The organism is Burkholderia sp. MSHR3999 (genome assembly GCF_000833595.1).
GTDB lineage: Bacteria > Pseudomonadota > Gammaproteobacteria > Burkholderiales > Burkholderiaceae > Burkholderia > Burkholderia ubonensis.
Genome location: NZ_JRFO01000001.1, coordinates 1184986 through 1198566, shown reverse-complemented (window position 1 = coordinate 1198566; position 13581 = coordinate 1184986). Strand labels below are relative to the sequence as shown.

The 13581-nt window shown below is 66.8% G+C and carries 14 protein-coding genes; 2 read left to right on the top strand and 12 right to left on the bottom strand.

The window, feature by feature from the left end:
- Window positions 1–107: 107 nt before the first annotated feature.
- From KY49_RS34420 to KY49_RS05765, 4 genes are all read right to left on the bottom strand, one after another.
- A complete protein-coding gene (locus tag KY49_RS34420; RefSeq protein WP_156162433.1) occupies window positions 108–845 on the bottom strand; it encodes a hypothetical protein in 738 nt (245 codons plus the stop codon).
- 827 nt (window positions 846–1672) lie between these two features.
- On the bottom strand, window positions 1673–2143 hold the full coding sequence (locus KY49_RS05775; protein WP_042583738.1) for an NUDIX hydrolase: 471 nt from the start codon (window positions 2141–2143) through the stop codon (window positions 1673–1675).
- Window positions 2144–2154: 11 nt separating this feature from the next.
- A complete protein-coding gene (locus KY49_RS05770) occupies window positions 2155–2541 on the bottom strand; it encodes a hypothetical protein (RefSeq protein ID WP_042583737.1) in 387 nt (128 codons plus the stop codon).
- 101 nt (window positions 2542–2642) lie between these two features.
- Window positions 2643–3983, bottom strand: a complete 1341-nt coding sequence (locus KY49_RS05765; protein WP_042583736.1) for a cytochrome-c peroxidase — start codon at window positions 3981–3983, stop codon at window positions 2643–2645.
- A 221-nt stretch (window positions 3984–4204) separates the two neighbouring features.
- Here KY49_RS05765 and KY49_RS05760 point away from each other — a divergent pair, with 221 nt between their 5' ends.
- Complete coding sequence (locus tag KY49_RS05760; RefSeq protein ID WP_042583735.1) at window positions 4205–5791, top strand: acid phosphatase; 1587 nt, start codon at window positions 4205–4207, stop codon at window positions 5789–5791.
- 73 nt (window positions 5792–5864) lie between these two features.
- Here KY49_RS05760 and KY49_RS05755 read toward each other — a convergent pair whose 3' ends face one another.
- The 7 genes from KY49_RS05755 to KY49_RS05725 are packed head-to-tail and all read right to left on the bottom strand — an operon-like array spanning window position 5865 to window position 11818.
- Window positions 5865–6131, bottom strand: coding sequence for a DUF3331 domain-containing protein (locus tag KY49_RS05755; protein WP_042583734.1), 267 nt, complete (start codon window positions 6129–6131; stop codon window positions 5865–5867).
- Between the two features lie 42 nt (window positions 6132–6173).
- Complete coding sequence (locus KY49_RS05750) at window positions 6174–7646, bottom strand: alginate export family protein (protein ID WP_042583733.1); 1473 nt, start codon at window positions 7644–7646, stop codon at window positions 6174–6176.
- Window positions 7643–8338 (bottom strand): YoaK family protein, encoded by a 696-nt coding sequence (locus tag KY49_RS05745; protein ID WP_042583732.1) that lies wholly within the window; start codon window positions 8336–8338, stop codon window positions 7643–7645. Before KY49_RS05745 ends, KY49_RS05750 begins: the two co-directional genes overlap by 4 nt.
- Window positions 8335–9252 carry a glyoxalase/bleomycin resistance/dioxygenase family protein gene (locus KY49_RS05740; RefSeq protein WP_042583731.1) on the bottom strand — a complete coding sequence of 306 codons (918 nt, stop codon included), beginning with the start codon at window positions 9250–9252 and terminating at the stop codon, window positions 8335–8337. The genes KY49_RS05745 and KY49_RS05740 overlap by 4 nt, the downstream gene beginning before the upstream one ends.
- Before the next feature lie 26 nt (window positions 9253–9278).
- The gene (locus tag KY49_RS05735) at window positions 9279–9740 is read right to left on the bottom strand and encodes a DoxX family protein (RefSeq protein ID WP_042583730.1); all 462 of its coding nucleotides are present in this window, start codon (window positions 9738–9740) and stop codon (window positions 9279–9281) included.
- A 1-nt stretch (window position 9741) separates the two neighbouring features.
- Window positions 9742–11646: an amidohydrolase gene (locus tag KY49_RS05730; RefSeq protein ID WP_042583729.1), complete on the bottom strand. Its 1905-nt coding sequence runs from the start codon at window positions 11644–11646 to the stop codon at window positions 9742–9744.
- Window positions 11647–11650: 4 nt separating this feature from the next.
- Window positions 11651–11818 carry a DUF1427 family protein gene (locus tag KY49_RS05725; RefSeq protein WP_042583728.1) on the bottom strand — a complete coding sequence of 56 codons (168 nt, stop codon included), beginning with the start codon at window positions 11816–11818 and terminating at the stop codon, window positions 11651–11653.
- Between the two features lie 98 nt (window positions 11819–11916).
- Here KY49_RS05725 and KY49_RS05720 point away from each other — a divergent pair, with 98 nt between their 5' ends.
- Window positions 11917–12840 (top strand): LysR family transcriptional regulator, encoded by a 924-nt coding sequence (locus KY49_RS05720; RefSeq protein ID WP_042583727.1) that lies wholly within the window; start codon window positions 11917–11919, stop codon window positions 12838–12840.
- A gap of 49 nt (window positions 12841–12889) precedes the next feature.
- Here KY49_RS05720 and KY49_RS05715 read toward each other — a convergent pair whose 3' ends face one another.
- Window positions 12890–13576: a hydrolase gene (locus KY49_RS05715; protein WP_042583726.1), complete on the bottom strand. Its 687-nt coding sequence runs from the start codon at window positions 13574–13576 to the stop codon at window positions 12890–12892.
- Window positions 13577–13581: the final 5 nt, after the last annotated feature.

Here is a 13581-nt window from a genome sequence, read left to right as displayed (position 1 = left end):
CGAGGCGCGGCGCCGCCCTCGCGCGATCGTCAAGAAAACCCGGCTCGCGAGCCGGGTTTTTCATTGACTGCCTGCGTCTGGCACCTCGCGACGTCTTTCGACCTGCCCTATTGCGACACCGTGACGTTGAACGTGGCATCCTGCGTGAAGCCCGGGTACGGGCCGCGGACGAGCGCGCCGCCAAACCGGATCGTGTGCCGACCGGGCGACAGCGGCCTGAGCATCGCCCAGTATCCGTCGCTGACCGACATGCCGGACCCACCGGCGGACCCGAGGATGTTGTAGTTTTTCGGAGTCGTGAAACCGAAGAACGGGGATTGCGCGCGGAAACCCTGTACGCCGTTCAGCACCTCGACGCCATCAATCGACAGATGCAACGTGGTCGGGCCGATGTAATTCGCAAAACTCGCGGCGCACTGGCGGCACGATGCCGCATCGGTGCAATGAAACGGAGGCTGGTCCTGAGTCGAGCACTCGACGTTGATCAGTGGAAGAAAAAGCGCGGTCGTCGACGAGATATTGCCGGAGCACGTGCGGATGACGGTCGAGCCTGAACCGCTGCCCGCGAGGAACCACACCGGTCCCGACTGATTGAGGCTGCAGTCGACGGCGCCGTTCGACTGGTCCTGCGGGTTCGGGTCGTTTCCGGGCCCGGTCCGGATGGCTAGCAGCCATTGCCACCACGTTGCGGACCATTCGCCATAGCTCAATCCGGAAACCGCATTCCCCGGCGGGTAGACGGCGGAGCCTGCGCTTTGCGCAAAGGTGGCCGGAGCAAGCGAGATGCCGAGAAGGACGCCGGTTGTGAATGCAAGCATGCGTCCGTGTTTCAACGCCTGTTTCATGACGGGTCTCCGTTCAAGCGAAAAGGAAACAGTTTCAGACTGCGCCGGTGCCGCACGACGGGCATGCGCCATCGTCGCAGCGTGCTGAAAAGCAAGGTCGACTTCCTTTCGCGCTTGTCCATGAGCCCCTCCTTCATTCGCCACTTCACAGCGGGTCGATTCACCCGCCACCCACACGCGACGCGCACGGCGACGCGCGTCCGCAATAAGGAAAAGACGAGCCGGCTTTGCAACGCATGCGTGAATCCACACGCATGCGTTGGCGAAGGCGCGCTAAGGCGCTACTGACGGAGTGTCGAAAATCTCTGCTGGAAGCAAGTGTCCATAGTCGCCGATTCGTCTTGATTTACTACACGCCCCCGGACACCCATTCAGCTCACGACGAGGTGAGCGGCATTTTCATTTTTTTTGGATTAAGCCTAGGCGAGTAATTGACGGATTTCAACCCGTGACGAATATAAATCGAAGACCGAATTCGACTGACGTCATACCGAACACGGAACCGCACCGTACGATGTGAACATTACAAATGTTTTAGTACGCGGATTTCCAGGAAATTTTCGATATTCCAGAGACTTCGCGCACAGTCGGCCGATTCGTATGGAAATCAGACCATTACCCTGTGCACCAACGGCAATCGCATGCAACTCCTCTGACGATGCGAATTGTCGTGCAATTTTATTCACATGGATTTTAATGCTCCATACGAACAAGCATTTTCAAACTAATTATTTTAATAAAAGAATACCGATATCTTCTACGATTCACACCATGCATTTGTCGCGCACGCCTTTAAAGATGCCTTCCGCGCAAGCATTGCCCCGCGCTCACGCGCGCGGCAGGCGCCGGTGCAAATCCGCGAGCGACAGCGTCGTCCTGAACAGCCGCGCGAGGCTGCGGCTCGCGTACGCGTCGACATCGCCGGGCGCCGTCCAGCGATACGCATCCATCTCGGGGATCATCGACCCGTCGCGCCGGCTCGGGAACAGCGACGTGCACACGCAGCGAGCCAGGTCCAGCTCGTCGTCGGCGACGCGCACCGCGAACAGATGCAGATCCTTTTCCTGGCGGTAGACGAAGCGGCCGAGATCGACGAGCCGCTCCGGCGCGAGCGCGATCCCGGTTTCCTCGAGCAGCTCGCGCAGCGCCGCGTCGATCGGCGCTTCGCCGGGCTCGCCCTGCCCTTTCGGGATGTCCCAGTGCGTCGTGTCCGTCGCGTGCGCGAGGAACACGCGTCCCGCTGCGTCGAGGATCACGACGCCGCACGACACCGTGCGCGGCGCGCCGCCCGCTTTCATCGGCGCTGCGCTCAGCGCTTCTGCAGCTGCCACTTGCCCGCGGCGGTCTTGCAGTAGACGGGCTTGAGCGTCATCGACTGGCCCTTCGCGGCGATCTCGGTCGCGATCTCGCGGCAGGTCTTGCCGTCCTTGTCGGACGTCGTGGGCGTGAGCTTCGCTTCGAGCGGCGTGCGCCCGCCGCTGTTCTGCCAGGTCGTGGTTTCGCCGTCCTTGCCCTCGTCGCGGGCCTGCTGCACGGCCTTCGTCAGCGACGCGACGTCCGCCTTGCTGAAGTACGTGATCGGCGTGTCGTTCAGGAAACCGAGATTGCTTTGCGCGTGCGCCGGCAGCGCGGCGGCGACACACGCGGCGCCGGCCAGCAGGCGCGCGACGACGGAAAGGGATGCACGCATCGACATGTTGTTCTCCTTGGCTGATCGTTCGAACCGCGCGGCGCGACCCTCGCCGCCCCGCGCGTCAGCCAGCGAGGATAGCATGCGCGCCCCGCCGGGCGCGCCGCTCAGCGGCTCGCCTGCGTCGCCGCGGCCTGATAGCCGTCGGTCAGCGTGTTGAGGAACGCGATCACGTCCTTGATCTCGGCCTCGTTCAGCGCCGGCTGGTCGCCGGGCTTGCGGTCGAACGGCGGCTCGCGGTTGATGTTGTCCCAGTAGCGCTTCGGCAGGTCGTCGAAGCGCTGCACCTTGCCGTGCACGACCGGATAGAACTTTTCCGGATGGATGTCGCGCTCGACGTAGAAGCGCATCACGTCCTCGAGCGAGTGGTAGACGCCGTTGTGGAAGAACGTCTTGCGCGTCGCGACGTTGCGCAGCGACGGCGTGCGGAACAGCCCGCAGAACTCGCCGCGCCCCTTCAGGTCGGTGCGCTCCGGCCCGCACGCGCCGAGATCGTAAAAGCGCGGGTCGCGGTTGACGGGCAGCGCGCGGTTGCGCGGCACGCCGATCGCGATCAGCCCGAAGTCGCTGAACTGCGGCGGGCCGCCTTCGAGCGTGCGCTGGCTCAGGTGGCAGCTCGCGCAGTTGCCCTTCTTCTCGTCGTTGAACAGCTGCAGCCCGCGCAGCTCGGCGGGCGTGAGCTGCGCGCGGCCGGCCAGGTACGCGTCGTACTTGCTCGTGTACGGATCGAACAGCGCCGGCTGCTGCTGGAACGCGTCGAGCGCGCGCAGCACCGCGTCGAAGGTCGCCTGGTCGTCGGCGAGCACCGTGTCGCCGAACGCCTTGCGGAACGCGTCGACGTACGGCGCCGCGCGCACCGCCTTCGCGACCTTCGCGGGCGAGCTGCTCATCTCGAACGGCGACGTGAGCGGAATGCGCGCCTGCGCGTCGCGCGTGTCGACGCGGCCGTCCCACGTCAGCCCGCCCGTCGGGCCCGCGTCGACGCTTTCGTCGCCCTCGTCGGGCGAATCGTGGAAGTGCTCGCTGAACGGCGGAATGCCGCGCAGGTACTTCAGCGACGGCACCGCGCGGAACCCGGGGCGACGCATGTCGTCGCCGCCGAGCTGCACCGACAGCGCGTTCGGCGGCCCGAACGCATGCTCGGCGCTGTGGCACGACGCGCACGCGAGCTTGCCGGAACCCGACAGCGACGGATCGAAGAACAGCTGCTTGCCGAGCGCCGTCATCTGCTTCACGCCCTCGAACACCTGCGCGCGCGTCTGCGGCTGGCTGGCCGGCGCGACCGCGGGCGCGGCCTGCGCGGCCGGCACGACGGGCGCGACCGGCGCGCTCGCGCCGGGCCTTGCATCGCAGCCGGCGAGCGCCGCGAGCCCGGCGGCCAGCGCCAGCGCCGCCGCGGCATGGATCAACGATCGCGCGAACGCGAAGGAAGTCGGATTGCTGTGCATCGTCGTTCTTCTTGTAGCGATGGAAAGTCGGCCGGAGCTTATGTCAGTTCCGTGACCGTTGCGTGACTTTCCACCGACAGTGAATTGAAAGCGCCCCTACACCCGCCTGTCAAATCGGTTCCAGATAATGCGCGCAGCCGGTCGGCGCCCGGCACCTTTCGCGCCGGCTCCAATACAACCCGGTTCCCGCACGCGACAAACAACGAAAGAGAGAACACCGCATGAAGAAGCACGCCTGGATTCGCTACACGCCGATCGCCCTCGCGGCCGCGCTCAGCCTGACCGCCTGCGGCGGCGACGACGTCACGCAGCAGGGCCTGTCGGCCGTCAAGAACGTCGTCGTGATCTATGCGGAAAACCGCAGCTTCGACAACCTGTACGGCAACTTCCCGGGCGCGAACGGCCTGCAGAACGTGACGGCCGCGAACTCGGTGCAGAAGGATCGCGACGGCTCGACGATGGCGACGCTGCCGAAGGTCTGGGGCGGCCTGACCGCGACCGGCATCACGCCGGCGGTCACCGAGGCGATGACGGCCAACCTGCCGAACGCGCCGTTCGCGATCGACGATCCGAACGGCTTCAACCAGTCGATGAGCATCGCGACGCGCGACATCGTGCACCGCTTCTACCAGGACCAGATGCAGATCAACGGCGGCAAGAACGACATGTACGCCGCATGGACCGACGCGGGCGGCCTGACGATGGGCCACTACACGCCGGACCCGTCGAAGCTGCCGCTGTGGAAGATCGCGCAGCAGTACGTGCTCGCCGACAACTTCTTCATGGGCGCGTTCGGCGGCTCGTTCCTGAACCACCAGTACCTGATCTGCGCATGCGCGCCGTTCTATGCGAACGCGAACACGAGCCCGGCGGCCGGCAAGATCGCGGTGCTGAACGCGGACGGCAAGTCGCTGGCCGTCGCCGCGAACTCGCCCGCTTCCGCGCTGAGCGGCCCGCCGAAGTTCGTCAACGACGGCGCGCTCACGCCCGACTTCTACGCGGTCAACACGATGCAGCCGCCGTACCAGCCGAGCGGCAACAAGGCGGCCACGGGCGGCGACCCGCTGCTCGCCGATCCGGCCAACGCGTCGACGATGCCGCCGCAGACGGCAACCAACATCGGCGACCTGCTGACCAACGCAAACGTGTCGTGGGCGTGGTACGGCGGCGCGTGGGGCCAGGCGCTCGCGGCGAGCCAGAGCGGCACGTCGGGCGTGATCTACGGCCCGGACCTGTCGACGCCGAACTTCCAGCCGCACCACCAGCCGTTCAACTACTTCGCGAACCAGGCGCCGGGCACCGCGAGCCGCGCGCAGCACCTGCTCGACGGCGGCGCGAACGGCGCGGCGTTCATCCAGGCGATCGACGCGGGCACGCTGCCGGCGGTGACGTTCTACAAGCCGCAGGGCAACCTGAACGAGCACCCGGGCTACACGGACGTGACGTCGGGCGACCAGCACATCGCCGACGTGATCTCGCACCTGCAGAAGAGCCCGCAGTGGAACAACATGGTCGTGATCGTCACGTACGACGAGAACGGCGGCTTCTGGGATCACGCCGCGCCGCCGACCGGCGACCGCTGGGGCCCGGGCACGCGCATCCCGGCGCTGATCGTGTCGCCGTTCGCGAAGAAGGGCTTCGTCGACCACACGCAGTACGACACGGGCTCGATCCTGCGCTTCATCACGCGCCGCTACGCGCTGCCGCGCCTCGCGGGCCTGCAGCAACGCGACGACGCGCTGAAGCAGAACGGCGCGCAGCCGATGGGCGACCTGACCAACGCGCTCACGCTGTCGCCGAACCTGTAACGGAGAACCGGCCGGCGTCGCACGCCGGCCGGTTCCGTTCCCGCAACCATCATCGCGTTCTCCGCGCGCGCAATCACGCCCCGCGCCCGCACGCGCGGTCGGCACCATCGAGTGCGACAGCCAGAATCATCGCGCGCGCATTTCGCGGTGTCGGCCGCCCGCTCGGGCGGAACACCTCATCCCCGTACGCAATCTGCACCCCCGACAACACGCAAACGCCCGGGTGCCGCGCCCGCCCGGGTTTCCAGTGCTGCTCGCCGAAGTGCGCACGCCCCGGCTCGACCCAGCGCACGACCAGCAGCCGCTCCGAACGCTCAAGCACCTGCACATGCGCATTCATTCGACACCACACATCGTGCGCCCCTTCGACGGCGGACACGCCCTACCACCCATACTTCAGCTCGACGCCAACGTAATCGGCGTTGTGCCCGCCCGCTTGCCGGATCGCGTCGCCCACCTGGAAATGCACGGCCTCGACCGCACCGATCAGGTTCGCGGCAATCGTCCAGTCCGCCCGCAATTGCACATACATCCCCGTCCACAACCCGCCCTTGCCGGCCGTGCCCGGCACTGCCGCGTTACCCTGCTGGTAGACGGCGTCACCGGTCGTCTCGCGCCACTGGAAACCGAGCGCGCCGAGCAGCGACAGGTTCGGCAACGGCTTCAGCGTTACCGACGGCTTCACGTGGATCAGGTTCGAGTAACCGGTGAAGCCCGCTAGCGTGAAGTAATAGCCGTTCGGAAACAGCGGGTTGAAGGTGCCGACGCGGCCGTCGTGCGGATGCCGGTCGCCCGACGCCGCATCGACCTGCAGCGCGATGCGCGGCGACCACGGCGCGTCGGGCCGGTAGCCGGCGATCGAACCCAGCGCCCACGCGCGGATCGAGCTGTTGCCGACCGTGCCCGTCTGCAGCATCGTTTCGAGATCCCAGTCGAAGCGGCCCTGCGTGCCCGTATAGCGCAAGTCCCACACGTCGCGGCGCTCGGCACCGCTCGCGTCGAGAAAACGCGCGTTGCTGCGGTTGTAGCGCGACCAGTAGCCCGACAGGTCGCCGGGCCCGACCGACTGCCGCTCGAAGCGCACGCCGCTGAACGTGAGGTCGCGGTTCGACACGTCGTCGAACTCGGACACGGCGCGGTTCTGCACGGGCTGCGTCGCATACGCGATGAAGCGCCACTTCCGGTATTCGTAGTCGACCCACACCGCATCGAAAGCCTGTCGCACATTCGGGCCGTCGCGCGCGGCGATGAAGCGCTGCAGGTCGAACGCCATCTCCTGCCGGCCGACGCGGAACTTGAACGTGCCGCCGCCGAGCGCACCCGTGTAGGTCGCGAACGCCTGTTCGAGATCAAGCGGGTTCCTGTCGACCGGCGAGATCGTGTTCTTGCCGAATGCACGGTCGTCCTGCAACTGCACGAAGAACTGCCAGTGCTGACCGAGATGCGCATCGGCATGCACTTCGACGCGCTGGATCAGGTACGTGTCCGACTGCGCGGAGCCGATGCCGAACAGCGGCGCGTCGTTGGTCTCCAGGCGCTCGCGCAGGTTCACGCCGAGCGACAGATAGGACGCCGGATCGTTGCCGAGCGGGATGTACTTCAGCCCGTCGAGCGGTGCGCGCGGCACGCACGGATTCACGAGCACCGACCAGTCTTCCTGCCAGCGGTTGAACAGCACGGTCGGCCGCTTGGCCGTGCATGTCGATGCGGTGCTGTCCGCGGCCGGTGCCGATGCCGGCGCCGCTTCCGCGAACGCAGCGTCGCCCCCCGCGAGCAGCAGCCCCGCGACGACCGACGCGCGGGCCGCACGATCGAAACGGCGGCCGTGATGCTTCCGTTCCCGCCGCCCGTTCATGCTCGCTCCTGCGTGACGGCGCCGGCCGATTGCGCCGCGCCCAGCGCCAGCACCGCAAGCGCACAGACGGGCGCGAGCAGCGCCCAGAACCCGGCATAGCGGAATCCGAGCGCGCCGCATGCCGCACCGAATGCAAACGCGATGATTGCCGGCAACATCTTGCCGAAGCGTGCACGTGCGGTCGCGCGCACGCTGTCGGCCGTGCCGGCGGACAGCAGGTCGACGACGTCGAGGATCGCCTGCGTGACGTTGCCCGTCATCACCGTGTTCGGCACGCCGGCGCGCGGGATCACGCGCGGATGCGCGTTCTGCACGCCCATCGCGAACGTGCCGACGATGCCGGCCAGCAGCGCCGGCAGGCTGTCGGGCTGCGTGATCGGCGTCGCCCACACGCCGGCCGCGCAAAAGCCGAGCAGCAGCACGGCCTGCACCGCATGCAGCGCGCGCGCGCACTGCCATGCGGGCCGCGCGGACAGCGATCGCGCGATCAGGTTGCTCGCGACGACGCCGCACACGAATGCGGGAAACACGCTCAGCTTCATCAGGATGCCCTGCCCGAACCCCGCGATGCCCGCGCCGATCAGCACGAAGTTGCCCGTCACGTGCGCGGTGAACAGCCCGAACAGCGCGACGAAGCTCAACGTGTCGACGAAGCCGGCCACCGCGGCCAGGATCGTGTCTTCGTGCGTCATCGCGCGGCGCCAGCGTGGATCTCGGCGACGTAGCCGCCCGGGAACTGCACGAGCGCCGCGTCGCGGCCGTCCGACGCGAACGGCGGCACGAGCACGGTCACGCCGGCGGCCTTGGCCTTCTCCAGCGTCGCGTCGAGATGCTGCACCTCATAGCCGGTCGTTTCGCGCCCGAACGGATAAGGCAGATGGCCATCTGTCACGAGCACGGTCATCTTGCCGAAGCCCGACTCGATGCGGATGCGGCGATACGTGTCGTTCGGCCGGCCGATTTCGCTGCCGGGCGCCTTGAGGTTGTCGGACACTACCCTGCCGTTCGAGAACTTGACGAAATCGTGAACGAACTTGCGCACGCTTTGCGGCGACACGTACACACGATTATCGGGAATCGTCTGCAGTGCGTCGTAGTGCGGCGCTTCGGTATGCCAGTAGAGTTGCATGTTCACGCCGCCCGGCCAGCTGACGATCGCGTCGCGGCCGATCGGGTCGGGAAACGTGTCGACGATCACGTCCGCACCATGCTCACGCGCGACCTTTACCGCCGCGTCCATGTCGGTGACCAGATAGCCCGTGCGCTCCGCCCCGAACGGCCAGGGGACCGGCGTCTTGAAACCGAACACGGAGATCGTGCCGACCGGCGTGAGCACGAGTTGCGACATCGTCTGGCTCGGCGTCGGCGTAACCTGGAACACGCCCTGCTTCGACTTCTTGCCGCCGAAGGTCGCGACGAAACTGTCGGTAAAGCGGTCGAAATCGTCGGGCGACACGCACACGTGAGTCGTGTCGTACTGCGGGCCGACCGCGACGGCCGGCGTCGCGACGGCCTTCGTGGCCGGTGTCTGCGCGAACGCGACGGCCGCGACGGCGAGGCCGCCCGCGATCAGCGCGGCGAGCAACACGGAACGAATGGTTTTCATGAAAGGATTCCCTTGTTGTTTCATCGTCATCGAGTGGTTCGGCCGTCGCCGACCGTATGCTTCGCATCGGCGAGCAGGGTCGCGAGCGCGAGTGCCGCAATCAGCCCGAGATGCTCGAAAAAGCTGTTGAGCGCCATGAATTGCCCGGCGCCCGCGCGGTTCCAGAAATCGTTCGCCACCGCCATCGCGACGATCGTCAGCATGCCGAGACTGCCGGCGCCGAGCCACGTGAACCGATTCAGCACCACGCACAGCGAGCCGGCGATCTCGACCGCGATCGCGAGCGCCGCCCACAGCGCGGCCGGATGCAGGCCGAAATGCGCCTGCTCGGCGACCGCGCCGTCGAAATCCAGCGCCTTCGCGACGCCGCCGATCAGGTAGGCGGAAACCAGCGCGAGCCGCGCGAGCGGCAGGAACCACGGCCGCGACAGCAGCGCGCGAACCCATGCCGGGTTGTGGGAGCCGCCGCGGTTGATCGAGACGGCCATGTCAGACCGCCCAGCACGAACAGCCGAACGTGCCCCAGAAGCCCTTCGCGTCCGACGTCGGCAAGGCGCTTCCCCACGCGCTCGCATGCGCATGCTGGTGCACGTTGCACGCGTTCGCGCAGCCGCACATCGCGGCGGCCGCCGCGCGCTGCAGCGGCGCGCCGTTGCGCTGCGTCGCACCCCAGCCACCGTAGCCGCCGTACTCGCGCACGGGCGACCAGTCCGGCATCGCCGGCGGAATCGGCGCATCGTGCGACGCGAACGGCCCCGCACCCCACACGATCTTGCCGCCTACCACCGTCAGCAACGCGGTCGTGTCCACGATGTCGTCCTCGGCACACGTGAAGAAATCGCGATCCGGGACCATCAGATCGGCAAGCTGCCCGACCGCGATGCGCCCTTTCTTCCCCTCCTCGTTCGAGAACCACGTCACGTACTCAGTCCACATGCGTAGCGCGGTCTCGCGATCGAGCAGGTTGCGCTGCGGATACATCCGCAGCCCGCCGACCGTCTTGCCCGTCACGAGCCATGCGAGCGACACCCAAGGGTTGTACGACGCGACACGCGTCGCGTCGGTGCCGGCCGAGACCTTGATGCCCTTCGACAGCATCTTCGCGACGGGCGGCGTCGCTTCGGCCGCCGGTGCGCCATAGCGCTCGACGAAGTATTCGCCCTGATACGCCATCCGATGCTGCACGGCGATGCCACCGCCCAGCGCCGCAATACGATCCATCGATTTTTCGGTAACGGTTTCCGCGTGATCGAAGAACCAGTTCAGGCCGTCGAGCGGGATGTCCTTGTTGACCTTTTCGAACACGTCGAGCGCACGGCTGATGGTTTCATCGTAGGTCGCATGCATGCGCCACGGCCAGCGGTTCTGCGCAAGCACGCGCACGACGCCTTCGAGGTCGTCTTCCATCTGCGCCGGCAGATCGGGGCGCGCGACGCGGAAGTCCTCGAAATCGGCCGCCGAGAACACCAGCATTTCGCCCGCGCCGTTATGGCGGAAGTAGTCGGTGCCGTCGTGATACTTGACGCTCTTCGTCCAGTTCACGAAGTCTTCCTTCTCGGCATTCGGCTTCTGCGTAAACAGGTTGTACGCGATCCGCACCGTCATCTCGCCCGCGTCGTGCAGCTTGCGGATCACTTCGTAATCGTCGGGATAATTCTGCGACCCGCCTCCCGCATCGATCACGCCCGTCACGCCGAGACGGTTCAGTTCGCGCATGAAGTGGCGCGTCGAGTTGTACTGGTATTCGAACGGCAGCTTCGGCCCCTTCGCGAGCGTCGCGTAGAGGATCGTCGCGTTCGGGTTCGCGAGCAGCAGCCCGGTCGGGTTGCCCGCGGCGTCGCGCAGGATCGTTCCGCCCGGCGGCTCCGGCGTGTCCTTCGTGTAGCCGACCACGCGCAGCGCGGCAGCATTCAGCAGCGCACGGTCATACAGGTGCAGGATAAACACCGGCGTATCGGGCGCGGCCGCGTTGAGTTCCTCGATCGTCGGCAGGCGCTTCTCGGCGAACTGGTGTTCGGTGAATCCGCCGACCACGCGCACCCATTGCGGCGCGGGCGTGATCGCGACCTGCCGCCTGAGCATCTCCATCGCGACGGCGAGCGAACGCACGCCGTCCCAGCGCAGCTCCAGGTTGTAGTTCAGGCCGCCGCGAATCACGTGCGTATGGTTGTCGATCAGGCCCGGCAGCACGGCGCGGCCCTCGAGGTCAACGACCTTCGTCGCGCGGCCCGCGAGCGGCATGACGTCCGCGTTGCCGCCGACCGCGACGAAACGGCCGTCCTTGATCGCGACGGCCGTCGCGACGGGGTTCGCACGATCGAGCGTCGTGATGCGCCCGTTGTGCAGGATGAGATCCGGTTGTGTATTGATTGCACTCGTGAACGTGTCCTCGATGCGGTCAGAAGCCGAGCCAGTGACGGACCGGCGCGATCGCCTGTGCGCCGATCAGCATGCCGGCCAGGCCGACCAGCGCGATCAGCGGCGGCGCCGGCGAGCGCACCTTGATCACGCTGTACACGACGCCGATCAGCATACCGGCGCCCAACGAAAGTAGATAAGATTCCATAACGATTTTTCTCCCGGCCGGATTAGAATCACCTGCATCGCACGCCCGCGTTCGCGGTGCGTCGGATCCGTTTCGCTTCCCTGCCACCCGTTCCGACCATGCAACATCTTCCTGATCTCGAAGCCTGGGCCATTTTTGCGCGCGTCGCGGAGACCGGTTCGTTCGCGAAGGCCGCCGACCTGCTCGGCGTATCGCAACCGACCGTGTCGAAGGCGATCGCGCGCCTCGAAAAGCGCCTCGGCGCGATGCTGCTGTACCGCACGTCGCGCAGGCTGTCGCTCACGCCGACCGGCGAACTGCTGCGCGATCGCGCAATCCGCCTGCTCGCCGATGCCGAGCTGATCGAGAGCGACGCGTCCGCGCAGGCGCTGGAGCCGCACGGCGTCGTGCGCGTGAATGCGCCGATGTCGTTCGGCCTGCGCCATCTCGCGCCGCTACTGCCCACGTTTCTTGAACGCTATCCGCGCGTCGACATCGATCTCGTGCTCACCGATCACCTCGTCGACATCGTGTCCGGCGGCTTCGACGTCGCGATCCGCATCGCCGAGCTGAGCGATTCGTCGCTGCGCTCGCGCCGGCTATGCGCGGTGCGCCGGCCGCTCGTCGCGTCGCCCGCGTACCTCGACCGGCGCGGCCGGCCGGCGCACCCGCGCGACCTCGAACAGCACGCATGCCTCACCTACACGAACCTGCCGACGCCCGAATACTGGCGCTTCCGTCACCCGGCATCGGGCGAGGATGTCGGCGTGTCCGTGCAAGGACGCATCCGCACCAACAACGCCGACGTGATCGTCCCCGCGCTTCTCGCCGGCCACGGCCTTGCGCTGCAACCGGAGTTCCTGGTGTGGGAAGCGCTGCAGCGCGGCGAGCTCGAGGAAGTGATGCCCGACTGGAAGATCGCCGACATCAACGTCAACCTCGTCACGCCGCCCGGCATGCTGCGCGCCGCGCGCTTGACGGTGCTGCTCGACTTCCTCGCCGACCACTTCTCGCACGCGCCGTGGGCGCTGCCCGCGGCCTGAACGCGCGGCGGCCGTTGCGCCGGCCGCGGCGAGCGCGGCCGGCGGCCCGTCACTTTGCCGGCACGGCCGCGAGCGACTCATGCGGCGTCGCGGTGCGCTGCGCGGCCTTGTGAACCATCGTGTATGCGTAGTCGACGCCCATCCCGTACGCGCCCGAGTGTTCCTTCGCGATCGCCATCACCGCGTCGTACGTGTCGCGGCGCGCCCAGTCGCGCTGCCATTCGAGCATGACCTGCTGCCACGTGACGGGCACTACGCCGGCCTGCACCATCCGCTGCATCGCAAAGTCGTGCGCGTCCTTCGACGTGCCGCCCGACGCATCGGCCACCATGTAGATCTCGTAGTCGCCTTCGAGCATCGCGCACAGCGCGAAGGTTGTATTGCAGACCTCGGTCCACAGGCCCGCGACGACCACCTTCTTGCGGCCGTTCGCGGCGAGCGCGTCGCGCACCTTCTGGTCGTCCCACGAGTTCATCGACGTGCGTTCGAGCAGCGGCTGGTTCGGGAACACGTCGAGCAGCTCGGGATAGGTGAAGCCCGAAAAACTCTCGGTCTCGACCGTCGTAATGATGGTCGGAATATCGAACGCCTTCGCGGCCTTCGCGAGCCCGACGACGTTGTTCTTCAGCGCCTGGCGGTCGATCGATTGCACGCCGAACGCCATTTGCGGCTGCTGATCGATGAAGATCAGCTGGCTGTTCTGCGGAGTGAGTACTTCAAGCTTGGGGTTGCTCATGGCGC

Excerpts from the sequence above, each read along its gene's own strand:
- KY49_RS05745 (WP_042583732.1), bottom strand. The coding sequence starts at position 8,338 with ATGACGCACGAAGACACGATCCTGGCCGCGGTGGCCGGCTTCGTCGAC.
- KY49_RS05740 (WP_042583731.1), bottom strand. The coding sequence starts at position 9,252 with ATGAAAACCATTCGTTCCGTGTTGCTCGCCGCGCTGATCGCGGGCGGC.
- KY49_RS05760 (WP_042583735.1), top strand. The coding sequence starts at position 4,205 with ATGAAGAAGCACGCCTGGATTCGCTACACGCCGATCGCCCTCGCGGCC.
- KY49_RS05765 (WP_042583736.1), bottom strand. The coding sequence starts at position 3,983 with ATGCACAGCAATCCGACTTCCTTCGCGTTCGCGCGATCGTTGATCCAT.
- KY49_RS05770 (WP_042583737.1), bottom strand. The coding sequence starts at position 2,541 with ATGTCGATGCGTGCATCCCTTTCCGTCGTCGCGCGCCTGCTGGCCGGC.
- KY49_RS05735 (WP_042583730.1), bottom strand. The coding sequence starts at position 9,740 with ATGGCCGTCTCGATCAACCGCGGCGGCTCCCACAACCCGGCATGGGTT.
- KY49_RS34420 (WP_156162433.1), bottom strand. The coding sequence starts at position 845 with ATGAAACAGGCGTTGAAACACGGACGCATGCTTGCATTCACAACCGGC.
- KY49_RS05755 (WP_042583734.1), bottom strand. The coding sequence starts at position 6,131 with ATGAATGCGCATGTGCAGGTGCTTGAGCGTTCGGAGCGGCTGCTGGTC.
- KY49_RS05750 (WP_042583733.1), bottom strand. The coding sequence starts at position 7,646 with ATGAACGGGCGGCGGGAACGGAAGCATCACGGCCGCCGTTTCGATCGT.
- KY49_RS05775 (WP_042583738.1), bottom strand. The coding sequence starts at position 2,143 with ATGAAAGCGGGCGGCGCGCCGCGCACGGTGTCGTGCGGCGTCGTGATC.
- KY49_RS05715 (WP_042583726.1), bottom strand. The coding sequence starts at position 13,576 with ATGAGCAACCCCAAGCTTGAAGTACTCACTCCGCAGAACAGCCAGCTG.
- KY49_RS05725 (WP_042583728.1), bottom strand. The coding sequence starts at position 11,818 with ATGGAATCTTATCTACTTTCGTTGGGCGCCGGTATGCTGATCGGCGTC.
- KY49_RS05720 (WP_042583727.1), top strand. The coding sequence starts at position 11,917 with ATGCAACATCTTCCTGATCTCGAAGCCTGGGCCATTTTTGCGCGCGTC.